General features: G+C 49.2%; 22 protein-coding genes. 8 read left to right on the top strand and 14 right to left on the bottom strand.

Features of this window, described 5'->3' with window-relative positions; all coding sequences use genetic code 11:
- Nucleotides 1-22: 22 nt before the first annotated feature.
- The 5 genes from G9F75_RS17590 to gerKA form a co-directional block, all read right to left on the bottom strand.
- Nucleotides 23-514 (bottom strand): GNAT family N-acetyltransferase, encoded by a 492-nt coding sequence (locus G9F75_RS17590; protein ID WP_003156352.1) that lies wholly within the window; start codon nucleotides 512-514, stop codon nucleotides 23-25.
- A 13-nt stretch (nucleotides 515-527) separates the two neighbouring features.
- Nucleotides 528-1,853: an LLM class flavin-dependent oxidoreductase gene (locus G9F75_RS17585; protein WP_025650003.1), complete on the bottom strand. Its 1,326-nt coding sequence runs from the start codon at nucleotides 1,851-1,853 to the stop codon at nucleotides 528-530.
- A 168-nt stretch (nucleotides 1,854-2,021) separates the two neighbouring features.
- Complete coding sequence (locus G9F75_RS17580; protein ID WP_053285474.1) at nucleotides 2,022-3,140, bottom strand: endospore germination permease GerKB; 1,119 nt, start codon at nucleotides 3,138-3,140, stop codon at nucleotides 2,022-2,024.
- Between the two features lie 24 nt (nucleotides 3,141-3,164).
- A complete protein-coding gene (locus tag G9F75_RS17575) occupies nucleotides 3,165-4,391 on the bottom strand; it encodes a Ger(x)C family spore germination protein (protein WP_167409268.1) in 1,227 nt (408 codons plus the stop codon).
- Nucleotides 4,378-6,018 carry a spore germination protein GerKA gene (gene gerKA / locus G9F75_RS17570; RefSeq protein ID WP_088056329.1) on the bottom strand — a complete coding sequence of 547 codons (1,641 nt, stop codon included), beginning with the start codon at nucleotides 6,016-6,018 and terminating at the stop codon, nucleotides 4,378-4,380. Before gerKA ends, G9F75_RS17575 begins: the two co-directional genes overlap by 14 nt.
- A gap of 121 nt (nucleotides 6,019-6,139) precedes the next feature.
- On the opposite strand from gerKA, the gene G9F75_RS17565 reads away from it, so the two are divergent.
- Entirely contained in the window at nucleotides 6,140-6,361 is a 222-nt protein-coding gene (locus tag G9F75_RS17565; RefSeq protein ID WP_167409267.1) for a YczF family membrane protein, read from the top strand.
- A gap of 92 nt (nucleotides 6,362-6,453) precedes the next feature.
- Here the strand turns inward: G9F75_RS17565 and G9F75_RS17560 are convergent, their stop codons facing one another.
- Nucleotides 6,454-8,199, bottom strand: a complete 1,746-nt coding sequence (locus G9F75_RS17560) for a right-handed parallel beta-helix repeat-containing protein (RefSeq protein WP_167409266.1) — start codon at nucleotides 8,197-8,199, stop codon at nucleotides 6,454-6,456.
- Nucleotides 8,200-8,477: 278 nt separating this feature from the next.
- Between G9F75_RS17560 and G9F75_RS17555 the strand changes: the two genes are divergently transcribed.
- Nucleotides 8,478-9,956, top strand: coding sequence for a peptide MFS transporter (locus G9F75_RS17555; RefSeq protein WP_012116786.1), 1,479 nt, complete (start codon nucleotides 8,478-8,480; stop codon nucleotides 9,954-9,956).
- 41 nt (nucleotides 9,957-9,997) lie between these two features.
- Here G9F75_RS17555 and G9F75_RS17550 read toward each other — a convergent pair whose 3' ends face one another.
- Genes G9F75_RS17550 through G9F75_RS17535 form a run of 4 tightly spaced genes read right to left on the bottom strand, consistent with a single transcriptional unit; the run spans nucleotide 9,998 to nucleotide 12,742 of the window.
- Nucleotides 9,998-10,459, bottom strand: coding sequence for a pyridoxamine 5'-phosphate oxidase family protein (locus tag G9F75_RS17550; protein ID WP_167409265.1), 462 nt, complete (start codon nucleotides 10,457-10,459; stop codon nucleotides 9,998-10,000).
- Nucleotides 10,459-10,686, bottom strand: coding sequence for a non-oxidative hydroxyarylic acid decarboxylases subunit D (locus G9F75_RS17545; RefSeq protein WP_007410250.1), 228 nt, complete (start codon nucleotides 10,684-10,686; stop codon nucleotides 10,459-10,461). Before G9F75_RS17545 ends, G9F75_RS17550 begins: the two co-directional genes overlap by 1 nt.
- A gap of 17 nt (nucleotides 10,687-10,703) precedes the next feature.
- Complete coding sequence (bsdC, locus tag G9F75_RS17540) at nucleotides 10,704-12,125, bottom strand: phenolic acid decarboxylase BsdC (RefSeq protein ID WP_144465018.1); 1,422 nt, start codon at nucleotides 12,123-12,125, stop codon at nucleotides 10,704-10,706.
- 2 nt (nucleotides 12,126-12,127) lie between these two features.
- On the bottom strand, nucleotides 12,128-12,742 hold the full coding sequence (locus G9F75_RS17535; protein ID WP_104843074.1) for a non-oxidative hydroxyarylic acid decarboxylases subunit B: 615 nt from the start codon (nucleotides 12,740-12,742) through the stop codon (nucleotides 12,128-12,130).
- A 91-nt stretch (nucleotides 12,743-12,833) separates the two neighbouring features.
- Between G9F75_RS17535 and G9F75_RS17530 the strand changes: the two genes are divergently transcribed.
- From G9F75_RS17530 to G9F75_RS17505, 6 genes are all read left to right on the top strand, one after another.
- Nucleotides 12,834-13,706, top strand: coding sequence for a LysR family transcriptional regulator (locus G9F75_RS17530; protein ID WP_167409264.1), 873 nt, complete (start codon nucleotides 12,834-12,836; stop codon nucleotides 13,704-13,706).
- A 129-nt stretch (nucleotides 13,707-13,835) separates the two neighbouring features.
- A complete protein-coding gene (gene tcyA / locus G9F75_RS17525; protein ID WP_014416883.1) occupies nucleotides 13,836-14,633 on the top strand; it encodes a cystine ABC transporter substrate-binding lipoprotein TcyA in 798 nt (265 codons plus the stop codon).
- Complete coding sequence (locus tag G9F75_RS17520; protein WP_003156375.1) at nucleotides 14,620-15,324, top strand: amino acid ABC transporter permease; 705 nt, start codon at nucleotides 14,620-14,622, stop codon at nucleotides 15,322-15,324. Before tcyA ends, G9F75_RS17520 begins: the two co-directional genes overlap by 14 nt.
- Nucleotides 15,325-15,336: 12 nt before the next feature.
- Nucleotides 15,337-16,080, top strand: a complete 744-nt coding sequence (tcyC, locus tag G9F75_RS17515) for a cystine ABC transporter ATP-binding protein TcyC (RefSeq protein ID WP_020955310.1) — start codon at nucleotides 15,337-15,339, stop codon at nucleotides 16,078-16,080.
- Nucleotides 16,081-16,197: 117 nt separating this feature from the next.
- Complete coding sequence (locus G9F75_RS17510) at nucleotides 16,198-16,809, top strand: YczE/YyaS/YitT family protein (protein ID WP_014416881.1); 612 nt, start codon at nucleotides 16,198-16,200, stop codon at nucleotides 16,807-16,809.
- Nucleotides 16,810-16,907: 98 nt separating this feature from the next.
- Nucleotides 16,908-17,582 carry a 4'-phosphopantetheinyl transferase family protein gene (locus G9F75_RS17505; RefSeq protein ID WP_007410244.1) on the top strand — a complete coding sequence of 225 codons (675 nt, stop codon included), beginning with the start codon at nucleotides 16,908-16,910 and terminating at the stop codon, nucleotides 17,580-17,582.
- A 35-nt stretch (nucleotides 17,583-17,617) separates the two neighbouring features.
- Here G9F75_RS17505 and G9F75_RS17500 read toward each other — a convergent pair whose 3' ends face one another.
- The 4 genes from G9F75_RS17500 to G9F75_RS17485 form a co-directional block, all read right to left on the bottom strand.
- Complete coding sequence (locus G9F75_RS17500) at nucleotides 17,618-18,928, bottom strand: aminotransferase class I/II-fold pyridoxal phosphate-dependent enzyme (protein ID WP_021495134.1); 1,311 nt, start codon at nucleotides 18,926-18,928, stop codon at nucleotides 17,618-17,620.
- A 121-nt stretch (nucleotides 18,929-19,049) separates the two neighbouring features.
- On the bottom strand, nucleotides 19,050-19,781 hold the full coding sequence (srfAD, locus tag G9F75_RS17495) for a surfactin biosynthesis thioesterase SrfAD (RefSeq protein WP_014416878.1): 732 nt from the start codon (nucleotides 19,779-19,781) through the stop codon (nucleotides 19,050-19,052).
- Nucleotides 19,782-19,800: 19 nt separating this feature from the next.
- Nucleotides 19,801-23,637 (bottom strand): surfactin non-ribosomal peptide synthetase SrfAC, encoded by a 3,837-nt coding sequence (srfAC, locus tag G9F75_RS17490; protein WP_167409263.1) that lies wholly within the window; start codon nucleotides 23,635-23,637, stop codon nucleotides 19,801-19,803.
- Between the two features lie 34 nt (nucleotides 23,638-23,671).
- Nucleotides 23,672-25,561 (bottom strand): condensation domain-containing protein (locus G9F75_RS17485; RefSeq protein ID WP_260399145.1); only part of this gene is annotated, 1,890 nt, incomplete at its 5' end.

Here is a 25,561-nt window from a genome sequence, read left to right as displayed (position 1 = left end):
CCCGCCTTTTCCTATTAAAATGTTAATCCTGCAATTGTTTTTTTAAATAAATGGTGATGTGCCCTTTTCCTAAATCCTTTTCGCCTGCACGGACGTAGCCTTTCCGCTCGTACATGCCGATCAGCCACGGATGCTTGTCCGCTGTGCCCAGTGACACGAAAGGCGCTTTTAATGTATCGCGGAGCACTGTATTCTCCAGCCACTCCAGCATGTCCGAGCCCGTCCCTTTTTTTCCGGTTTCAGGATCGACGGCGAACCACCAAATATGAGGGACACCATACGGCCCGGGATTCGGCCCCCACGGCATCCGCAGAGAAATCGTCGCCAGAATCCGTCCGTCTTCTTCCAAAACGTAACAGGCGTTTTTTTGTATGTTATTCAAAACGAGCTCCTTATCCGCCGTGGCAGCGGCAAAGTTGATGCCGAGCTTGCGGATCGGTTCATACGCCCGCAGTGTCAGTGAAAGCAGCTCATCAGCGTCTGCCTCCGTTGCGAGCCGGTATTGTCTTGACATGATGAGCCCTCCTTTAGCCGGCATATCGGTTTGCCGGTTTTTCCAGTCCGAAATGTTCTCTGAGCGTCGTTCCTTCATACTCTTTTCTGAACACGCCCCGTTCTTGTAAAATCGGAATCACTTTGTCTACAAAAAGAGTGAGACCTTCAGGCAAAAGCGGCGGCATGATGTTAAAACCGTCACAAGCTTGTTTTCCGACCCATTCTTCCATCTTATCGGCAAGCTGTTCCGGCGTTCCGACAAAGATATGATGGCCTCTTGAACCCGCCACATATTTGTAAAGTTCGCGGATGGTCATGTTATCGCGTTTGGCCATCTCCTGAACGAGCTTGAACCGGCTTTTAACGGCATTCGACGCATCCGCATCCAATTCAGGCAGCGGGCCGTCAAGCGGGAAGGCGGAAAGGTCGACGCCGCCCAGATAGTTTTGCAGAATGTTCAGGCCGACAGACGGAATGATGAGGTCTTGGAGCTCTTCATATTTTGCCTTTGCTTCTTCTTCGGTATCGGCGATAACGGGAAAAATTCCCGGCATGATCGCGATTTTTTCAGGATCACGGCCGAAAGAAGCCGCTTGTTCTTTAATAGATTGATAGAAATCCTGCGCGGATTCCAAATGATTTTGCGCGGTGAAAATGACCTCCGCCGTTTTGGCGGCCAGCGCTTTTCCGTCTCCTGATGATCCGGCCTGAATAATGACCGGGCGCCCTTGAGGTGTGCGGGCGACATTTAACGGCCCTCTCACGGAGAAATATGTTCCTTTATGGTTCAATTCATGCATTTTGTCTTTATCAAAAAATGCTCCTGATTCTTTGTCACGGATAAAGGCGTCTTCCTCCCACGAATCCCATAATCCTTTGACGACTTCAACGAATTCTTCCGCGCGCTGATATCTGAGATGGTGCTCAAGATGCTTTTCGCCGCTGAAATTAAGCGCGGTCGATTCAATCGAAGATGTGACGACATTCCAGCCCGCGCGGCCGTTGGAAAGATGATCAAGTGATGCAAATTGCCTCGCGATATGGAACGGTTCGCTGTATGTGGTAGATGCGGTCGCCGTCAGACCGATGCGGGATGTGACCTGAGCGAGCGCCGACAGCAGCGTAAACGGCTCAAAGCGCGTCAGCACATTCGGATGTGATTTGCCGTCTATTGATAAACTGTCCGCCAAAAACAGCATGTCCAATTTCCCCCGCTCAGCCGTTTTCGCCAGTTCTTTGAAATAATCCAAATTCATGCTCGCGTCCGCCGGTGCCTGAGGATGTCTCCAAGAAGCGACATGATGGCCGGTGCCCGCGAGAAACACACCGAGTTTGATTTCTTTTTTCTTTGTCATGATGGATCTCCTTCTATTCTGAAATACGGTTCGGAAAATATTAACACCACTAAACCTATATTTCCTAGTAATTTTATAAGAATAAATCAAAATGTACAATTGTCAGGCAAGTTTGTCAATGCATTAAGACAAAAATCATGATATTTAAAAAAACCCGGCGCACCGGCCGGGTTATTTCTTCGAAACTGTATAGACGGTCCCTTTGACCTTTTTCTTAATAACGGCAATGATAAGCAGCAAAACGGGGAACAGCACTTGAAACGGAAGATGAATATAGATCGGCACAATGTTTAAGCCTTCATTCATGTGTTCCGAAAAATTGCTTGCGATGCTGATGGAGAGAATCAGCACCCCCAATCCGACCGGGAAGACCAGCTGGGACGGATTTTTTTCTTTAAACAGCGTGGACACGCCCACGACAACCGCATATGTAAAAAGGCTGACTTTGAAAAAACCGCCGATGACGAGCACGAGCATGAAAAAGACATCCAGCCGGTCTAAAAACTCTTCCACTTTAATTGTCTGTATGGTGCTCAGCAGCGGAAATTGAGAGCGGAGCATTAAGTTGACGTCCAGCACACAAATATTAATCGCCACTGACATTGCCAAAATCAGGCCGCTGATGATAATCGCCAGAAATCCGGTTTTCTTCACCTTTTTCCGATCTTTTAAATAAGGGAAAATCATGACAAACACGATTAATTCACCGAACGGGATGAACATCGTCTGTTTAAACACGGAATAAATGACCGTTCCTGCACCCTCCGCTAAAACGGGCTGGAGAAATCTGAGGTTTATCGTGCCTGAGCTGATAATGAGGATCAGCCCGACGGCTGTCAGGAAATACATAATGCCAAACAGCAGCTCGCCGGCTCTCGCTATCACTTCAATTCCCTTTCTGACCGCAAATATCGCGGCGATCATCAGCATGGCATTCACAATTAAAAGCGGCGTGTCCTGGTAGGCGAAGGTGACAAGCATTTCGCCAAAATCCCGCAATACGCGGGCCGCGATATAAGCAAAATAGAGAATATAAAGAAGGGAGACAGCCCAGCTCAGATGTCTGCCGATCAGTTCGTTCATGTAATCTCTCGGAGAAGACTCAGGAAAAAATTGATACAGCGCCTGATAAACGTAGAAAAGTCCGAGACCGATAACGCACCCGAGAAGCACGGACAGCCACGCATCCCGCCCGGCCATCGTGCCCGGCGGGATCAATAACGAACTGCCCAATTCAAACAAAATGATCATAATAAACAGCTGACGCGTGCCGATTTTCGCATTTTCCATACGCTTCGCTCCTTTCTCCTCAAATCAATCATGCTCAAGCTTGTCTGAGAGAGGATTATTCCGCAAGCCCGTTCTTCTGATAATGACTTCCGTTTTGACATCTACGGGGAGATTGGGGAAATATTCTTCATCCCACTTCCCTTTGAACTTTTTCCATTTGTCCGGATGCTTCCGATAGATCAGGTCTCCGAAGCCGACGAAGTCATTCTTATGGGCTTTTATATCTTCAATCGATTTGGTGATATCTTTCTCAAGCTGCACGCTGAGCGCCTTTTGCATCGTCATCAGCACTTGCGGATCAGACAGATGGAAAGGGTATCTGACAGCGTCCACCAGCCCCTCGACCTGAGCATGCACGTGAATATTCGGTTTTCCGTTCGGAAAAGTGGCCGTCACCTTTGTATTCTGGCGGGTGACCTGCAGACTGATTGCATGCTTCACGTTCTTCCAATCCGCATTGATGAACGTATGTTTGATCCTATTGAGCAGCCATACAGCCCCCACACTGTCGTCATCCTCAATCCAGTAATCCAGCCTCCCATCCTTTTTGAACACCGCCAGTCCGTCCGCTGACAGCACTGCTTTCGGTTCAGTTGTCTGCGTATTTTCCATCGTAGGACCGGCTTTATCGTCTCCGTGCATTTCATAACCAGGAATAAACGGCGACCCGGCCGGAGAAGCGAGATCAATCAGAACGTCCTGAAGGCTGGTTTTAATGACTCTGCCGTATTGTTCCTGCGTGAAGCTGAGCGTCTTGTTCACTTTATTGGAAGGGATTTTATCAATCGGCGTCAGCACTTTAATAATGTCTTCAGCCTTGCAATTATGCGCGATCACAACGGTTGCGGTCGTCCTGAATTCGGTGTCGCGGTCAAGATTGTCCAGAATAAAACTGAGCCCTTCCTCTTTCGCCAGTTTTTCACTGAACACCACGAGATTCGTATGGGCAAAATAGAGCCTTCTGGACACTTTCATCGAGCCTTTTCTCAAAGCTTCCGTCATATTGTCTCCGGACACCGAATAGACGGAAACCGGAGGCCGGTCTCCCGCTCCGCCGCCCTGCAGGCCGCCGGCCACATTCCCCGGATTGATAATTTGGAAATGAAGGACATATTTTCCTGTTTTGGTCCGGTCAATACCGATGGCGGAGATCACCGCCAAATCGGTCAGCTCCCTTTTATCCCAGCATCCGGATACAAACATAAGGGAAACCATCGTACAAAGGATAAGCATCCATTTACGTCTTTTCATTACCGTCGCCCTCTTCTAGATCTTTATTAACCATCCCTCTGGAAGTCTCCGGTTTCGGTCTTTGATGTTCCCCTTGGCGCCTGTTGTTTTCCTGCACGAGCAGTCCCGGCCTTTTTTCATCCGCCCATAACGGGGCGCGGAGGAGGGAATCTTTCAGCCCGCCCGGGGTTAAAGGAGCGAGCGGGGACATATACGGAAATCCGAATGAACGCAGGCCGCACAGATGGACAAACATCATGATAATGCCCAGAATCAGCCCGTAAAATCCCATGACCGCCGCCGACAGAATAAAGAGAAACCGGATCAGGCGCGCAGATATCGCCATGTCAAAAGCCGGGGTAGCAAAGCTGGCAATCGCCGTCAGGGCGACGACGATAACCATGGCTGGGGAAACAATGCCGGCCTGTACGGCGGCCTGGCCGATGACAAGCGCTCCGACTATGGAAACGGCGGAGCCGACAACTCTCGGAAGCCGGACACCCGCCTCCCTGAGAATCTCAAAGGCCACTTCCATCGTCAGCGCTTCAATCACAGCCGGGAACGGCACGGTCTCCCGCTGGGCCGCGATGACAATCAGCAGCTGCGTCGGAATCATTTCCTGGTGAAAGGTCGTCGCCGCCACATAAATCCCCGGCGCCACCAGTGAAATGAAGAAGATCAAAACCCGCAGCACCCTGATGCTAGTGGCGATATCAAATCGTGAATAATAATCCTCAACGGATTGAAAAAATTGAATAAATAATGCCGGCGCGAGAAGAACGAACGGCGTTCCGTCCACGACAATCGCAAATCGTCCTTCCAGCAGATTCCCCGCCACAACGTCCGGCCGCTCTGTATGATATACGGTGGGAAACACAGAAAACGGCGCGTCTTCAATGAGCTGTTCAATGTAGCCGGATTCCAGAATGCTGTCGATGTCAATGTGCTTCAGCCGCTTGCGGACTTCCTTAATCAGCTTTTTATCGCAAATTCCGTTAATATACATCAGCGCGACATCCGTATTCGTTTCGTGTCCGATCTCCATTTTTTCAACCCATACATCAGGCGTTTTTACATACCTGCGGATCATGGAAATATTGGTTTGCAGAGATTCAGTGAATCCCTGCCGCGGGCCGCGGAAAGAGACCTGGGTGCTCGGCTCTTGAATGGACCGGTGCTCTCCCCCTTCCGTGCTGGCGATCAGCGCCTTGTCAGCCCCGTCGACAAAAATGAGCGTGCTGCCCGCCACCAGCCCGGCATAAAGACTTTTCCATTTTTCTTCCTCTTTCACCCCGCCGATCGCAAGCGTTTTATCGTATATCAGGCAGACCGCTTGTTCCGGCTGAACGGACGGGATGTCAATTAAATCCTCCAGAAGGGATTGGCTGACAAGCTGTTCGTCTACCAAACCGGCGATATACACAATTGCGGCCGGAAGCTCTTCTTTTCCGATTTTCAGCCGGCGGATGACGACATCGGCACTGTTGCCGAACCTCTCAGACAGTTTCTTCATATTTTGCTTTAAGCTGAGGGAGATCGGCTCATCCCGCTCTTTGTCCGGCTGGCTGTCCGCTTCTTTTCTGCCTTCATTGTCACGGTCGTTTTGATCGGCTTTTTTTTGTTTCTTCTGCTTAAAAAATGGCGGCATATCGCAAAAAACCTTTCCTCGTTTTTTTCATATTCTTCCTGTACGGCAAAAGATTATGCACGGCGGAAAGTCTGTATAAGTTCTGCGTAATCGAAAAGGATAAAAAGGGAGAGTGATGCACATGAAAATATTGGGGGTTTCATTTTTTTTGCTTGCTGCCTGTCTGATCATTTCACTAACGATGGATATGCTGCAAGGTTTCAGTTTCTATGGAGCGGTCCAAAACAACCTGTCCGCTTTTAAATTGACCACCTTCTCAGAATGGCTGATGCTGTTTTTATTCGCCCTCTTTTTAATCAGAGAAATGATCGTTTTATATAAATCAGGTAAAAAAGATGCCTGACAGGCGCACGGCTGTATTGTGTCAAAAAAGAACACATCCCTCCTTCTTTCGGAGTTCATGTGTTCTTTTTATGTTTCCGGCGCAGGTTGTTTTCAGATGACGATATTTCCGCTTTCCGTATCTGTCGTGTGTTTCACAATGACGCCCTTGATAATGCGGTTGCCGATGATTTTGGTGCTTGCGGAGGAATTGGTTTGGATGGCGGAAGCAGAAGCGGCGGAAAGGTTGTTGATGGTATTGCCCGACACGAGGGAATTGGAGGCTCCATTCAGATAGATGCCGATCGGGCTGCCCGCCGTTCGGTTGATCGTGAGCGTATTGTCTATGACTTCATGCGTGCCTGAGTTCAGATACACGGTAACGATAAGCGGTGATGATTCAAAGCGGTTGCTGATGACAGAGGTTCCCGAGGATGTTGAACTGAACACGGGATAGTTTTTGTAGCTTTTGAAGAGATTTCCCTTGATGACAGCCCTGGCGTCATTTGTCACAGATACGGCATAGGACTCCGCGGCCCCCTGATACGCATTCGGAATCAGCGTATTTCCTTCAATAACGGCATTTCCGCCTGTGACCCATATGCCCCGGCTGAACGATGTCAGCACATTTTGTTTTACGGTGATATTGCCGGCCGACATGCTGATTCCGTCTGTCACCTGATTCAGAGTGTTATTCGTAAAGACGGCGTTTTCCGACAGCGTCGCCCGCATCCCCGTGCTTCGTCTCGTTTCGGAACGTCCGTTTTCAATGACATTGCCGTCAACGGTCACATCTTCCGCCTGATAGACGGAAATGCCCGTATTTTCAAATTGATTGATTTTGTTATGGGTGACGAGGACGCTTTTTCCCCTTACATCTATTCCGGTGGAAAAACCGGTAATCAGATTGTTGGAAATGACGGCATTGCTGCTGTCCTGTCCTTGTGACACACCTTGTCCGGCAACTGCGGTCCTTGAGCCGCCGTCTGACCGAAAGAAGACATTGCCCGAAATGACGGTATGTGCCCCATACCCGTAGCTGATTGTGTTATCGGAATGATTTCCTTCAATTAACACATTATATCCGTTAAAGTTGGTGACTGAGCTTGCGGCGTTTCCGGAAAAGAAGTTGTTGCGGACCGTAATATGAAGAGCTTCTTCATAATCAATATCGCCTTCTCCGTACGATTCAATATCGATTCCGAATTTCGGAGCCGTTCCGTTCCCTTGTCCGGCGTCTTCAATCACACATTCTTCCACCGTAACGGTATGGCAGCCGGTGATTGAAATGTTGTTCCGCCTTGACTGCCTGATCTCACAGCGGCGGATGGTCACCTGTTCTGAAGTTTCGTAATCACTGTTTGTTTTTAACCCGAGCGGGCTGACAATTATGCCGTCTCCCGTAAAATCGGAAATCTTCACATTTTCGATCAGCACATTGCTGCTGCCTTCAATACAGATTCCAAACCCCCATTCATGGGTCGAACGCAAAGGGACATTGGTATACGTGTGTTCATCCCGTTCCCCGATGATCCGGCCGCCGGTGATGGTGACATTTTCACGCCTGCCTATATAGAAAGCCGAATAGCCCCAGGAGCTGTTCGGCGCCACTTTAATCGTGCATTCCGGATCTAAAACGATGGTGAGATGGCTCGGCACGTTAATCCCGGCGTTCCGAAACGGCTGGCTGCTGTCCCCGCCAAGCGTGCCGTTGATTTTATACGTTCCCGGCGGAAAAAACACCGTATGACAGCCTTCGCTGACGGCTCTGGCCAAGCATTGGTTGATGGCGCCCGTCACGTCGGTTTTTCCGTCTGCCGCCACACCGCAATCCGTTATATCCAATATACGATTCGGCAAGTGATAATCTCCTCCTTCCTCTCTTATTGTCATCTTATTCCGCCATATCCCGCTCCGCCTGTACATACTTTAAATTTTATTAAAAAAGTTTATAAAGATAGTTTAGTCAGATAATATAACAAAATAAGTCATTGGAATTAGGAAAATTCGTCTATATTCAACGTTTTAATATCTTTTCATTCTGGAATTTTTTGAATTCAGTATAAATTATATTGACACAAGTATTATATAAGAATATGATTTTTGTAATACACTTTTTTAAGAAAGGGTTGGCTCAGGTGGCATCTATTGATAAGGACTCTATAACAGAAACTGTGCCGCAACGAGGCTTTTTCGGTCATCCCCGCGGCTTGTTCACACTGTTTTTCACCGAATTTTGGGAGCGTTTCTCCTACTATGGTATGAGAGCCATATTGCTTTACTATTTATACACGGAAGTCGCTCATGGCGGTCTCGGCTTTGATAAAACGACCGCAGTTGCCATCATGTCCATATACGGGTCTCTCGTATACATGTCGAGCGTCATCGGCGGATGGCTGGCCGACCGGGTATTCGGCACGGCAAACACCGTATTTTACGGCGGAATTTTAATTATGTTCGGGCACATCGCTCTTGCCTTCCCTGGCAGCACGGCGGCGTTTTTCACCAGCATGGCTCTGATCATTATCGGAACCGGCCTGCTTAAACCAAACGTATCCAGCGTTGTCGGAGATTTATATACGAAGGAAGACGAGCGCCGCGACTCAGGTTTCAGCATCTTTTACATGGGCATCAACCTCGGCGGATTGCTTGCGCCGCTAATTGTCGGAACACTCGGACAGAAGTACAACTACCACTTAGGCTTCGGATGCGCCGCGGCCGGTATGTTCCTCGGACTGATTGTTTTCGCTCTTACGAGAAAGAAATACCTCGGCAAAGCAGGCTCCAATGTACCGAATCCGATTTCTAAATCATCAGTGATCGGCACGGGAATCGGAGTGGTCATCGCAGCAGCCGTTATCATCGTTCTGATCCAAACCGGCTGGCTGACGATCCAGCGTGTGATTGACACCGTCAGTATCCTCGGCATTGTCATTCCGGTTATTTACTTTATCGTGATGTTCACAAGCAAAAAAGCGACGAAAACGGAAAAATCACGGCTTGCGGCTTATGTTCCGCTGTTTGTTGCAGCGGCAATGTTCTGGGCGATTCAGGAGCAGGGCGCGACGATTCTTGCTTTATATGCGGATCAGCGCACGAGACTTTCCTTTGCGGGCATGCATCTTGAGTCTTCATGGTTCCAGTCTCTGAACCCATTATTCATTGTTATTTTCGCGCCGGTGTTCGCCTGGATCTGGATGAAGCTCGGCAAACGCCAGCCTTCAACACCGATTAAATTCGCGATCGGCATTATCCTTGCCGGATTATCATTTTTAGTCATGGTGCTTCCGGTTATGGGCGGAAGCGGCGAGCTTGTGAGCCCGCTTTGGCTTGTGCTCAGCTTCCTTTTGGTTGTGCTTGGTGAGCTTTGCCTTTCACCGGTCGGTTTATCCGTCACAACAAAACTTGCGCCTGCCGCTTTCTCAGCGCAGACGATGAGCATGTGGTTTTTAACAAACGCCTGCGGTCAAGCCCTGAACGCAAAAGTAGTCGGTTTGTTTGATAAGATTTCTGAAGCGGCCTACTTCGGCTCAATCGGTCTTGTTTCGATCATTCTCGGTATTATTTTGATTCTTCTGTCTCCCGTCATTAAACGGGCGATGAAAGGCGTACAATAAAAGAAAAGCCTGCGGAATCGTCCGCAGGCTTTTTTATGCGTCTATCGTTTTAACTCCTCAAGTATTTCTCTCCATCTCTTCAAGACATCTTCCGGTTCGTGGAGCTGGATGGCCGGTCCGGATGTCAGATCCGCGTATTTCGCCCGATCTTCCTTGACGGTGAACACGCGGCAGCTGAACCGTTCCCGCTCGTGTTTCGCCTCTTTCAGCGGCGGAAGCGCCTCACATTCCAATGTGACGTAATATGCGGCTCCTCCGTGCCAGGCGATGAAAAGCGCTTGTCCCGAATGCAGCAGGCTGCTTACGGTCGTCGTGTTTTTCCATAAGGCGAGCCGAAGATTTGTTCTGCTCACGGCCACGATTTCACCGGCGCTGATCATGGCCGCGTGCGGACGGCCTTCTTTTGTCACGGATTGGAGCACAAATGCGTCGTGCTGCTTTTTTTCAAGCTCCGTCCCGTCTAAAAGCGTGTAAAGCGCCTCCGGCAAGTGCTCCGTCAGCATTACGCTTTTCTTTCCGGAACAGCGGGAACATGTGCGGCCGTCTCCGTTTCTTTCGGATCAATTTTAAATGCCGGGTTGAATGCCGCCGGATTCGTGATGCTTTCCGGTTCACAGGATCTCCATGTGAAAAAGCAGGTTTGGCATTGGTAAATTTCCCAAGCGCCTTTGACCGGCGATTGGCTGACGGTTTCTCCTTTTTTCGATTCACAGCGCGGGCATGTTTTCATTGCAATCTCATCCTTTCTTATTGATTCATTAAGTCCATCAGTTTTTGTTCCCACTCTTTCGTTGTCAGCGGAGAATCAAGCGGCTGCGAATAATGGCCTCTTGTTTCCGGCGCGGCAGGCGTTGTGGCGTCAAGAATCATTTTGTGTGTCATCCCTGCCGGATCAGACCCCGGGTCAAGCGGAAGGACGGACAGGTCAGGAATGATGACTGCATCGTGTTTCGGATGCATTTTCGTTGAGAGCGCCCACATGACTTGCGGGAGGTTAAACGGATCGACATCCTCATCCACGACAATGACCATTTTGCAGTAGCCGAGTCCGTGCGGCGTGGTCAGGGCGCGCATGCCGACCGCCTTGGCAAAGCCGCCGTAGCGCGTTTTCGTGGAAATAATGGCGATCAGCCCGTGCGTATACATCGCGTTCACGGCGACAATTTCGTTCGGATAAGCTTCCTTGAGCTGCTGGTAAAGCGGCACGCACGTATTAATGCCGATCATATAATCGCACTCCGTCCACGGCATGCCTAAGTATAAATGTTCAAAAATCGGATTGTTTCTATGATATACCCGTTTGATTTTGATCACCGGCATGCTGCGGCCGCCGGAATAATGGCCCGTGAACTCACCGAAAGGTCCTTCGTATTCCCGTTCTCCCGCAAGGATCTCTCCTTCCAGAACGACTTCAGCGCCCCAAGGGATGTCTAAATCAGACAATTTAGATTTGACGATTCTGTAGGGCTCCCCTTGAATCGCGCCGGCCATTTCATACTCGGATTGATCGTATAACAGCGGAGTTGACGCAGCTGTCGTAATCACCGGCTCACAGCCGAGCGCGATCGTAACGGGAAGATTCACGCCGCGTTCTTCAGCTTGGCGAAGATGAATCGCAATATCATGCTGAGGCACGGGCTGAATGCCGAGGCGGTCTTTTCCCTTTACCTGCATTCTGTAAATGCCGACATTCTGCTTGCCGAAATTGTCCGGATCTTCAAGATCGCGGGAAATGACACACGCTTTATCCAAATAGTAGCCGCCGTCCCCCTGGTTGATTCTGAATAGCGGAAGGATGTCAAATAGATTGATATCTTCCGTTATTTCATTTTCATGAAACGGCGCGGTTTCTTCCCGTTTGACCGGCATCGGAAATGCATCGTACCGTTTGGCAAACTCAAAGAATTGTTCCTTTACAGGCGTATCTTTCGGCATGCCGAGCATCATCGCGTGATTCGGCCACGAGCCGATGACATTCAGAGCCACCTGCGCATGGTGATGTCCGTAAATATTGTTAAACAAAAGCGCAGGGGTTTTATCCCCGAGATTGCTGGCTGCACGCGCAGCGGCACCCAGATCCGGCTCCGGTTTTACCTCTTCGTTGACTGTTAAGAGCTGCCCTTCTTTTTCAAGAGCGGCGAGAAATTCCCTAAAATCCTGATAGGCCATTATCAGATTCCTCCTTTTTGTTTTTCAATTCCGTACCACCGTTTCGCTTCCGGCAGACGGATGCCGAACTGATCGAGCGTCCGGAACACAATATGGTCGATCAATTCATCCATGTCAGCCGGCTTGTTATAAAATGCCGGCATCGGCGGAAGAATGACGGAACCCATTTTTGTAAGCGTTAGCATATTTTCTAAATGGATTTGGCTGAGCGGCGTTTCTCTAGTCAGCAGCACAAGTTTTTTCCGCTCCTTCAGGATGACGTCAGCCGCCCTTGTCAGCAGATTGTCAGCCATTCCGGTGCGGATGCTTGCCAGTGATTTCATGCTGCACGGAGCGATGATCATCCCGTCCGTTTCAAACGAACCGCTTGAAATCGCCGCCGCCTGGTCTTTGTGAGAATACGTATAGGATGCGAGTTTCTCGACATCTTTTAACGTATAATCGGTTTCATGTGTAATGGTGACATTTGCCCAAGGAGACACGACAAGATGGGTTTCGATCTCCGCAGCTTTTAAATATTCTAAAAGCCTGATCCCGAATATGGCTCCCGTTGCCCCGGTCATTCCGATGACGAGCTTCATATTGACCCCTCCTTTACGCTTGAAATGTGGTGTCAAAACCATCATACTCCTGATATATCCATATGAAAAATATTCGTTAAATCTATGTATCATACCTTAAAGGTATAAAAGAAAGGAGCGCGTTCTCATGGATATCCGGCAATTGCGTTATTTCATCACCATTGCCCAAGAGCAGAAAATCACGACGGCCGCCAAAAAGCTTCATATGGCACAGCCGCCTTTAAGCAGACAGCTGAAACAGCTCGAAGAAGAATTGGGCGTCATTCTGTTTGACCGCAATAAAAAGAAACAAATGACCCTTACATATGAAGGAAATGTCTTTTTGAAAAGAGCGAAAGAGATTCTTCATAAGTTTGAGGATGCCATAATCGAGGTACAAGAGCTGAAGGAAGAAGTGGCCGGCACACTTGCCGTCGGGTCAACCATTTACTGCGCAGCGCTCATGCTTGAGAAAGTGTCACAGATGAAAGAGCGGTTTCCGCATCTCACCTTTAACATTTGGGAAGATGAACCCGTCTCACTGCTCGAGCTTCTGGAAACCCGGCAGATTGACGCCGCCGTGACCACCACCTTGATTAAAAACGACGGCATTGAATCGAAGGAGCTTGAAGACATTCCGTGTGTATTGGTGCTGTCCGAGCATTCAAAACGACTGTGCGGTGAAACGATTAAACTGAATGACATCGCCTCTTTGCCTCTGATCCTTTTGCGTACCGTCAATGGAAGAGGTGTGTATGACCAAGTCCTCCAAGTTTGTGAACAGTACGGTCTCGACCTTCAGGTTGTCTGTGAATGTCATGACTCCGCGACGCTTTTGAGCCTCGTATCGTCAGGGTTCGGCGCCACGATTCTGCCTTTGACGATGATTCCCGTCCATATGCGCTCGCATGTCAAAACGGTTATCATCGAAGACAACCCGTTTGTCATGACACCGTCCGTCATCTGGAGGAAAGACAGCTACCTGCCGAAGCCTGTCAGACAGTTTTTGGAATTATTTTGATCTCAGAACACGAAGAATTCCCGCTTATGAAAACCAATTACTTGACTCATACTAAAAAAAAGTTATCCTTTACAATTGGGAGCTATTTTTTCTCAATAAAACTACTCAGAAAAGTGGGGAATAAAGAAGATGAAAAAAGCATTATTCGCTTTGTTCATGATGGTCAGCATCGCGGTGCTTGCAGCCTGCGGAAACTCACAGGACAGCGGATCTAAGTCAAAAGACGGCGATCTTTGGGCTTCTGTCAAGAAAAAAGGCGTACTGACCGTCGGCACAGAAGGAACGTACGAACCGTTTACCTTCCATGATAAAAAGAGTGACAAACTGACCGGATATGATGTTGAAGTGATTCAAGAAGTCGCGAAACGCCTCGGTCTGAAAGCTGACTTCAAAGAAACGCAATGGGACAGCATGTTTGCCGGATTAAACGCGAAACGGTTTGACGTCGTCGCCAACCAAGTCGGCAAAACAGGCCGTGAAAACCAATATGATTTTTCTGATAAATACACAACGTCAAATGCAGTCGTCGTGACGAAAAAAGACAGCACGATTGCGAAAGAGGCTGATGTCAAAGGAAAAACAGCGGCTCAGTCATTAACAAGCAATTACAATAAATTAGCGAAAGAAGCCGGCGCGAAAATTGAAGGCGTTGAAGGCATGGCTCAATCCCTTCAGCTCATTCAGCAGGGCCGCGCTGATCTGACTTACAACGATAAACTTGCCGTACTGAACTACTTAAAAACGTCCGGCAATAAAAACGTGAAAATCGCGTTTGAAGCAGGCCAGCCGCAGCAGACGTATTTCGCATTCCGAAAAGGAAGCGGCGAACTTGTGACTCACGTCAACAAAGCATTAAAAGAAATGAAAGAGGACGGGACTCTTTCTAAAATAGCGAAAAAATGGTTCGGCGAAGATGTTTCTAAGTAACATGCCGGAGCCCGTGATTGCAACAGCCATTCCATGGGATTTGGTGCAGCAGTCATTCTGGCCGATTCTTTCCGGGGGAATCTATTACTCGATCCCCCTTACCATTCTTTCCTTTATTTTCGGAATGATCATCGCGCTGATTACGGCGCTCGCCAGAATGTCAAATATGAAACCATTGAGATGGGTGTTCAGCGTATACGTATCAGCGGTGCGCGGCACTCCTCTTCTCGTTCAATTGTTCATCATTTTTTATCTGTTCCCGACATTTAATATTACGCTGGACCCTTTCCCAAGCGCAGTCATCGCGTTTTCATTAAACGTGGGCGCCTACGCTTCTGAAATCATCCGGGCATCTATTTCATCCGTGCCGAAAGGGCAATGGGAAGCCGGTTATACGATCGGCATGACCTATCGCAAGACATTGTTCCGCGTGATCCTGCCGCAGGCGTTTCGCGTGTCCATTCCGCCATTATCAAATACATTTATCAGCCTGATCAAGGATACATCTCTCGCGTCACAGATTCTCGTCGCGGAGCTGTTCAGAAAAGCGCAGGAAATCGGCGCGCAAAACCTTGATCAAATCTTGGTCATCTATATTGAAGCCGCCTTTATTTATTGGATCATCTGCTTCTTGCTGTCAATCGTACAGCATGTGATCGAACGGCGTCTCGACCGTTATGTGGCCAAATAAGGAGGTTTCGATATGCTTTCCGTCAAAGGATTAAATAAATCATTCGGACAGAATGAAATTTTAAAAAAGATAGATATGGAGATAGAAAAAGGGAAAGTCATCGCCATTCTGGGGCCGTCCGGTTCAGGAAAAACGACGCTTCTGCGCTGTCTGAACGCGCTTGAGATCCCCAATCGCGGCGAGCTGGCATTCTCAGATTTTTCAATAGATTTCTCCAAAAAAGTGAAGCAGGCTGATATTCTCCGCCTCCGCCGCAAATCAGGCATGGTCTTTCAGGCGTATCATCTGTTTCCTCACCGCACGGCGCTTGAAAACGTCATGGAAGGACCCGTTCAAGTGCAAAAGCGCGACAAGGAGCAAGTCAGAAAAGAAGCGATGGAGCTTCTGGAAAAAGTCGGACTGAAAGACAAAATGGATTTATATCCGTTCCAGCTTTCCGGCGGTCAGCAGCAGCGGGTCGGCATCGCCCGCGCGCTTGCGATTCAGCCCGAGCTGATGCTGTTTGACGAACCGACATCAGCGCTTGATCCGGAGCTGGTCGGCGAGGTGCTCAAAGTGATTAAGGATCTGGCAAACGAAGGCTGGACGATGGTTGTCGTCACGCATGAAATCAAATTCGCGCAGGAAGTGGCCGATGAAGTCATCTTCATTGACGGCGGCGTCATTGTGGAACAAGGACCGCCGGCCCACATTTTTTCCGCGCCGAAAGAAGAACGCACGCAGCGGTTTTTAAATCGTATACTGAATCCTTTGTAGGAGCGGGAGAAGAAGCGAAACACTGATTTCGCTTCTTCTTTTTTTTGGCGGTTATGCTACAATGACAATTAATGAAATTTTATGAAAGAAGGGACCTCTTTGAAGCGGGAATTCTTGATGCGCTGGACGTTTTATTTTGCCGGTCTGTTGATTTTGTCTTTCGGGGTATCGTTAACCATTAAAGGAAAAGCTCTCGGCATCAGCCCTTGGGATGCCTTTCATTATGGGCTTTTTCAGCATTTCGGGCTTTCTGTCGGACAATGGTCCATCGTGGTCGGCGCGGTCATCGTCGCTTTAACCTGCCTGTTCACGAGGACGCTCCCGAAAATCGGTGCTATCTTAAACATGGTGCTGATGGGAATGTTTATTGATTTCTTTTCGTTTCTGCTTCCTGAGGCGCACGCTTTTTCCTTAGCGGCCGTGTTCTTTTCTATCGGATTGCTGCTGATCGGCTGCGGCGTCGGTATTTACGTATCAGCAGGGCTCGGCGCGGGCCCCCGGGACTCTCTGATGATGCTGATATCTGAAAAAACGGGCTGGAACGTACAATGGGTGCGGAACGGCATTGAGCTGACGATTCTTGCCGCAGCCTGGATGATGGGCGGACCGATCGGCGCCGGAACCATTATTACGGCTGTTTTGACGGGGCTGATTCTGCGTTTTTCTTTGCCGCAGTCCTCTAAACTGTTAACATACGCGATCTCCGGGCGGGCAACGTCCGTTCATTAAAAACAAAGCCGAAACGGTTTTGTTTTTTTATTTTCGGACAGCTTTCGTCTGATATGATAGGATGGTTTTGACAATATTTTCAGACGGAGGATCTGGACATGAAGATTTACGGAGTATATATGGACCGCCCGCTTTCTGCAGGGGAAGAGGATCGGATGATGGCGGCCGTGTCCGCCGAAAAGCGGGAAAAATGCCGGCGCTTTTACCATAAGGAGGATGCTCACCGCACCTTGATCGGCGACATGCTGATCCGCACCGCTGCGGCGAAGGCTTACGGACTTGATCCGGCCGGGATTTCATTCAGCGTCCAGGAATACGGAAAGCCGTACATCCCCGCGCTTCCGGACATGCACTTTAACATTTCCCACTCTGGGCGCTGGATCGTGTGTGCCGTTGATTCAAAACCGATCGGCATTGATATTGAAAAAATGAAGCCCGGCACGATTGATATCGCCAAACGGTTTTTTTCACCGACGGAATACAGTGATCTGCAAGCGAAACACCCCGATCAGCAGACCGATTATTTTTACCACCTGTGGTCGATGAAAGAAAGCTTTATCAAGCAGGCCGGAAAAGGGCTTTCCCTGCCGCTTGATTCATTCAGCGTCCGCCTTAAAGACGACGGCCATGTGTCCATTGAGCTCCCGGACGGGCATGAACCTTGTTTCATCCGCACATATGAGGCGGACGAGGAGTATAAGCTGGCCGTTTGTGCGGCGCATCCCGATTTTTGTGACGGGATTGAGATGAAAACGTATGAAGAGCTGCTGTAAGCATAGAAAAAGGAGGGTGTCCCCCTCCTTTTTTGTCAGCCTGATATTTCCGCCTGTTTCTGCAGCTGCTTTGCTTCTTGATAAATTTCTTCGAACAGATCCGCGATGTGTTCTTCTTCAACACATGAAAATGCGATTCGCAAATCGGTTTCATTAATGGATATCGTTCCGATTCCTCTCTTTTCAAGCAACGACACTCTCAATTCGCCGGCGTTTATGTCTTTCAGCCGGACACACATGAAATAACCCGAGTTAAACGGATAAGGCGTCCATACGTCTTCATAGTGCTTGTTTTCTGCAAGAACGGCTTTCACTTTGTCAGCCCGTTTTTTCATGATGTTATATTTCAGCGATTTTTCTTTCTCGTATTCCGGTGACTGCATCGCCCGCAGCATAAACGTTTGGGACGGGTGCGGGGCGCTTGAAATCGTTCCCCTGATAATCCCTTTTGTTTTTTCCTCGAGCACGCGCAGCGCTTTTTCGCTTTTTGTGCTGTACGTAATAAAACCGACGCGGAATCCCCATGCGTAATTTTCCTTCGTCGCGCCGTCTATTTTCACGCAAAGCACCCGGTCGTGCACTTGGGCGAGTTTGCTGAAGATGGATTCCTGAATGGCCGTTTCATCGTAAAACAGATTGTAATACGCATCATCTACGAGCACGACAATCTCTTTGCCGGCCTCCGCCGCCTCCAGAATCACGCTGACGATTTCTGACGCTTCCTCTTCCCCCGGCGTATAGCCTGTCGGATTATTCGGGAAATTCAGCACAACAATCGCCTTTTCTTTCTGCTTTTTCAGCAGCTCGGACAGCCCCGCCGCATTAAAACGCCCATCCTGCTGAAAAAGCGGGTACGTCTCAATGGATGCCTTGCGCCGGACACCGAAAATGAAATTGTAATTTCCCCAATATTTATCAGGCAGAAGCAGCGCATCCCCTTCATTGACGAACAAGTCGGCAGCAATGCTCAGTCCGTGTGTTAAAGCGTTTGTCACGATCGGCGTGCTGATGTCTTTGCCGGCTAATGAAGGATTTTCGAGACGCATTTTTTTCAGCCATTCCTGTCTGAGCGGCTCTTTTCCCTGCGGCGGAGCATAATCGTAGATATCATCGGGGTTATAGGCGGACAGTGTCTCTTGAATATGGGAAAAGTGCATGGACTCGCCTTGTGAGGTGGCAATCCCGATCGTGGCGTTATACTTTCCGGCCTTGGCTTTCGCTTCCGCCGATTGTGTCAGCACCCCTTTCGGATAAAACAACTCTCTGCCCAAATCAGAAAGCATATGAAGCACGTGCGGGTTTTCTTCAGATAATGTTCTGTTCAGCTCTTTTGCTGCATCATTCATGTACGACAATCCCTTCAAAATTATATTCCATCAAATCATAACATAAAATTTTTGATAAATGAGAAAACTCACGGGCAGATTTTGTTACAAAAAACAGACAGCGAATGCTGTCTGTCATATCCTATAACAATTGGCCTGCAGTGCTCCTGTTAATAATCTCATAGATTCGTTCCGCCACTTTTTCAGTTTCACTTAATATGAACATGTGGCCGTCCGAAAACTCATGAAATACGGGATTGCCGGCCCATTTTTTCCATCCGTCCGCATCTTTGATACATTTTTTATCTTTCCGCCCGTTAAAAATATGGACGGGTGATTGAATGATGTGAGAATCAGACGGACGGAAGCTTTCAAGCGCGCGGTAGTCGGATCTGAAAGAAGGCAGGAAAAATGACATGACCTCCTTATTCTCCACTAACTCCTGCGGCATTCCGCCCAGTTCAATAATATGGGCGAGAAATTTTTCATCATCAAGATGAGACACTTTTTTCCTTTCCACATGCGGCGGCTGAATGGCTGAGATGATCACGGCCTGCGGGTAAATCCCCTCCCGCTCCAGCTTTTGCGCCAGCCTGAAAGCGACCATGCCTCCCATACTGTGGCCGAACAGCACAAACGGGCGGTCAGGATGGAGATTCAACTCCTGCTTGTATAAACTGACAAGCTGTTCAAAATCCTCAACGGGGGACATTTGATTTGTTCCGTGTCCCGGCGGTTCCGCGGCAAGCATCTCACACTCACCTTGAAGATAGGTGTGGAGCGGGCGGAATGATGCGGAATAGCCTCCTGCGAACGGAAAACAGATAAGCTGCGTTTTTTCCGTGGTATCGAACGATTTAAAGAGCTGGACCATTGGCGGGCTTCCTCCTTTTCTATCGTGAAGTTGTCAGCTTCAGATGTTCCTCCCTTAGGAATTCGAGCAAATATGCCGCATTCCTTTCGAGACATTCTCCCTGAAGCATTTCTGCGTGAGTGCCGCAGCCTTTTTTCACACGGTATTCACCTGTCGTGGCTTCCTCCCACGCAGCGAGCCACGGTGGCATCGCAAAGTCCGGTTCTGACGTTAATAGATCTATATCCGCATTAACCGTGCCGGTACTGACGGTATGCACGAAATAAGAATAAAACGCGTTTGTTTTTTTGGCGAGACCTTCTTTGACGGCTTCGTTATTCAGCGCTTCATTGTCCCGGTTTACCTTCATCAGCGCCTGGACATCACTTTCTACGGTGCGGCCTTCTAAGTCGCTGACGCCTTGTTTTTTATAGGAATCGACCATGATCAGCCGCTCCACTTTACGTCCTTCGGCTTCAAGCTGTTTGGCCGTTTCAAAGGCGAGCGTGCAGCCTGCCGAGTATCCGAACAGCTTGACCGGTCCTTCCGGCTGGAGCTGATTGATCAGCTCTGTGTAGCGTTCGATGCGGTTGTCTTCTTCGATAAAATCAAACGCGCAGATTCGATAGCCGGACAGCTGTTTTGCCAGCGGCTGGTACATCAGCCCGTAACCGAGAACCGGCGGGAACGCAAACAGTGTGTCAGACTGATTTTTATTCATGATGGTGAGATCTTTCATTCCTTTTTCTTCACCGTGAAGCAGATAACCGGCAATGTCTGCGATTGTCGTCGCTTCGAACAACAGCTGCACCGGGATATCAGCACCGAGCTCTTTTTTAATGCGCGACGCTGCCGTCATCGCTTTTAAGGAATGGCCTCCGAGCGCGAAGAAATCATCATGAATCCCGATCTGCTGTCTGCCGAGGATGTCGGACCAGATGTGCGCAATTGTTTCTTCCGTCGCGTTTCGAGGCCCGATCCATTCTTTCGCCGGCTGAGCCTGATCCGGTTTCGGCAGCTGCCGTTTATTGACCTTCCCGTTTGTCGTTAACGGAAGCTCCTCTAAGAAAGTAAAGGTTTGCGGCACCATGTAAGCAGGAAGCTGTTTTTTCAAGTGCCTCTTTACGTCATCAGCTGAAAGCGGCGTCCGGTTCACGAGGTAGGCATTGATTGATGCATCTCCGGACTCATGGCGGTCTGCAACAACGACCGCATCTTTCACACCCGGGTATTCCTGCAGCTGCTTTTCGATTTCTTCAAGCTCAATCCGGTGTCCGCGTATTTTGACCTGGTCGTCAATACGCCCGGCGTATTCAATTGTTCCATCCGGCAGCCAGCGTGCTAAATCCCCTGTGCGGTAAAGCGTTTCTCCCGGCTTGAACGGATTTGGGATAAACGTTTGCTTCGTCAGGTCATGACGGTTCAGATACCCTTTTGATACACCCATTCCGCTGATGCACAGTTCACCGACAGCCCCAAATGGCTGAAGCTGATTTTGCCCGTTCAGAATATAAACACTGGCATTGCTGATCGGCTTTCCGATCGGCAATGAGGAAATGGAATCCGGTATGTCGTGCACGACGTGAGCTGTCGCAAACACCGTGCCCTCAGTCGGCCCGTAGCAATTAATCAGCTTGCCAGGCCCCATGATCTCAAGCGCCTTTCTGACGTGAGGCACTGACGCGCGCTCACCCCCGAATAACACACAGCGAAGCCCCTTCAGCCACTCCTCTCCCGCATCGGTGAGAAGATTAAAAAGTGCGGTTGTCGCAAACATGACATTGACATTCTCCTGCCGGATCAGATCAGTGAGCCGTTCTGTATCAAGCAGTGTATGTTCATCTGCGATAATGAGCCGTGCCGCATTCAGTATTGATGCGTAGAAATCAAAGGTAAATGCGTCAAAGGCGTAATTGGAAACAGATAAGAACGTATCTTTTTCAGAAAATGCCATGTAATCTACATGCTTGACCAATCCTTGAATATTGGCATGAGTGGTGATATTGCCCTTCGGCTTTCCGGTTGTGCCGGACGTATACATAATATACGCCGGATCATCGGGATCAATTGCGGCTGCAGGATCGCTTGCCTGTTCCTCAAACCGTGCCCGATCATCGATGATGAGTGTTGTTCCTGTATACGGCAGCTGAGCCGCTTTTTCTTTCATCTCCTGATGTGTCAGCAGACAGGCTGCCGCACTGTCAGCCAGCATATACGAGATTCGGTCTTCCGGCAGCTTCGGATCAACCGGCAGATAAGCCGCTCCTGCTTTTAATACGCCGAGAATGCCGATCACCAGTTCAAGCGAGCGCTTCGTGTACAACGCGACAACGGAGCCTTTGCCCGCACCTTGCTTTTGCAAACGGCGCGCAAGACGGTTCGCTTCCTCATCTAATTCACGATAGGAAAGAGTCTGGCCGGAATACGTAAGCGCCGGCGCATCAGGATTTACATTCACCGCTTCCTTGAACCAATCCGTCAGAGGCTTCGCCTGATGAGTCTGAGCCGGCGGGTTTAAGCCGGTAAGCAGAAGCTCTCTTTCCTTTTCATCAACAAGGCTGATCGTATTGACAGGCTGATCCGGCTTCTGGATGAGCTGCTGAATCGCTGTGAGAAGCTGAGATTTTAAGCGCAGGATAAACGCCTCATCAAACACATTCCCGTTATAGGCAAGCTTAATCAGCATCTCATCACCTGGAGAAGCCATCAGGTTGAGATCATAATTCGATTTCTCAAAAACGTGTACATCCTCCATATCAAAGCCGTTTTCACTGTTCTCTTCATTTTTTGCATCCTGAAGCGGATAATTTTCAAACACAATGATGTGGTCAATCAGCTTTGGCTGATCGGCCTGGCTTTGGATGTCATAGAGCGGCACATATTGATGCGGCTCAGACTGCAGCGATTGCTCCTGCAGCTGCTTGAGCAAGCCGTTAAATGTGGTATCCCGAGACAGCTTCACCCGCCTCGGAACAGCATTGATAAACAGCCCGACCATATGTTCAACGCCTTTGATTTCTGCGGGGCGCCCGGAAACGACTGTGCCGAAGATCAAATCGCCGGACTGCTGGTAGCGGCTGATTAATACACTCCAAACCGCCTGCAGCGCCGTACTCAAAGTGGTATGCTGCGATTTTGCAAGCTCGGTAAATGCTTTTGTTTCCTGCTTCGGCAGTGAGAAGAGCAGCTCTTTCGGATCGTAGCCGTCCTTTTGTTTCTTTCTTTGCTCCGCAAATGTCGTTTGTCCTTCAAAATCTTCTAAGTACCCGCGCCAGTAATGCAGTGATGCTTGTTTATCCTGCTTTTCAAGCCACTTGATATAGTCTTTATACGGTTTGACCGGCGGCAGGCTGTACGGCTTTTGTTCGCGCAGGGCATTGTATACCTTAAACAGATCCTGCACGACGATGCCGAAGCACCAGCCGTCCAAAATGATGTGGTGGTAGCTCCACACCCATTCAAAGCTTTCTTCCGATTTTTTAAAAATGGCTGCCCGCATCGGAATATCCCGCGTCAAATCAAAGCCCTTGATCTTATCCTGTTCTTTGTATTCATTGATTTTGGCTGTTTGCTCGCTGTCCGTTACATGTGTCAGATCGATTTCTTCTATCTGAAACTGACGTTTTTTCAATACGACTTGGACCGGTCTTTTTACTTTTTCGTGAATGAACACGGTACGAAATACATCGTACCGGTCCATGATCACATTCATGCTTTCTTCAAGGCATTTGATATTCAAGCTGCCTTTTACTTTCATTGTCATTTGTTCGATATAAAAGCTTTGGCCGGGATTCAGGAGAGTATGAAACAGCATTCCCTCCTGCATCGGCGACAAATAATACATGTCCTGAACCTGATCTTTGCTGAATTGGCTCATCTGCTCCGCTCCCCCCTTCTGTGATCTGTTTTTGTCACGTTAAATTCTCCTCAAGCATGTCAAAGATGTCTCCCATTTCATCCATTTCAAGATCCTGCGCGCTGAAATCGCTCGGCGTAAATTCTTTCTCTTCTTTGGCCGTGCAATGGCGGATGATCATTAAGAGATTGTCTTTAAACCGCTGCATCTGTGTTTCGACGGTGCTTCTTTCATATTCTTCCTGATTGTATGAGCAGGAAATGACGAAGCGGCCGCCTGTAACCATCCCGCTGAAGCTCAGTGCGTATAACGCCTCTGACTCTTCGCTGACTTGACGTCCCATATCATATGGAGACGGCTCAAACCATTCCGTTTTCACTTCATTGTCAAACTGCCCTAAGTAGTTAAAACTGATTTCAGGCGCGGCGCCTTGTTCTGTTTCATCGGATGACAGATACCGGAGAATCCCGTATCCTACACCTTTATCAGGAACGCGCCGCACCGTCTCTTTTACCGTTTTAATGACGGAAGAGACTCCGTCTTCCTTGCTGATTTGCAGAATCAAAGGATATTGGGCAGTAAACCAGCCGACCGTCCGTGAAATATTGACATTCGGTATGATTTCTTCCCGGCCGTGTCCTTCTAAGTTGATGCCGACTTTGCCGTTTTCCGTCCATTCACCGATCGTTAAGCCGAGCGCGCTGAGCAGAATGTCGTTGATTTCCGTTCCGTACGGATGATGAACATCTGTAAGCAGCTGTGCCGTTTCTTCCTCAGTTAATTCACATTTCACGGCCGCCGTATGTTTGACGAGCCGTTTGTTCGGATCATGGTCTTTCGGCAGCGGCCGGAGTTCTTCCGCATCTGCCTGTGCCCAATAATCCGCCTGCTTTTTCAGCTCTTCTGATTGCGCAAATGTGTTCAGCGCCTCCGCCCAATCTTTAAAGGAGTGGGTTTTTTGCGGGAGGACGATGCTGTTTTGCTGCTGCGCCTGTTTATAACCTGAAGCGAAATCCTCAAGCAGAATTCTCCATGAAACCCCGTCCACGACGAGATGGTGAACCGCGATTAACAGATGATCGCCTTGTTCTGTCCGGTATTGCTCCGCTTTTAACAGCGGGCCGTTCTCCAGATCAAGACTGCCCTGAAGATGATCGGCAAGCCGCTGAATCTGGCTTTTCAGCATATCCTCGTCAGTTCCGTACAGATCAACGATGTCAAAGCTTGCCTTGCATTCTGTGACAGGGAGGTATGTCTGAATGATGCCTTCCCTTTCTTCACGGTAAACCATGCGGAGCGCATCATGGTGTTCAATCAATGCTTGCAGGGTTTTTTCCACCAGGTCCGGATCAAAGCCGTCTTTCGCGTGAAGCATGACGGATTGATTCCAGTGGTGTTTGTCGGTAAAGTTTCGTTCAAAGAACCAGCGCTGGATCGGCGTTAACTCCGCTTCGCCTTCGACAGGGCCCTGGTCGGCCTGCTTGCCTTCCGTCCGCTCCACATAAGAGACGAGTTCTTCGATGGTCGGGTGCTGGAAGAGGTCTTTCATCTCCAATTTATACCCGTGCTGGTTCAGGCGGCTCGCCATTTGGATACCTTTGATCGAGTCGCCGCCGAGCGTGAAGAAATTATCGCTTACGCCGATCTGGTCAAGACCGAGCACTTCCTGCCAAATGTCGGAAAGCAGCGTCTCCATCTCCGTTTCCGGCGCTTTGTACGCGGCGCTTCCCGCTTCAATGTCAGGCGCCGGCAAGGCTTTTTTGTCAATCTTGCCGTTTGCCGTGACCGGAAGCTCGTCCATCTCCACCCAGAACGCCGGCACCATGTAGTCAGGCAGCGTGTCTTTCAGCGCGGCTTTGAGCGCTTCAATATCGTCCTGCTGAGGCGCGACATAGGCGCAAAGCGCGGTATTGCCCGCTTTGTCTTCCACCGCCGTCACCGCTGC

The sequence above is a fragment of the Bacillus sp. EKM208B genome (genome assembly GCF_011800725.1).
GTDB classification, from domain to species: Bacteria; Bacillota; Bacilli; order Bacillales; family Bacillaceae; genus Bacillus; species Bacillus velezensis.
Note: the sequence above shows the minus strand (reverse complement) of the source record. Positions and strands in the feature narration are given on the sequence as shown.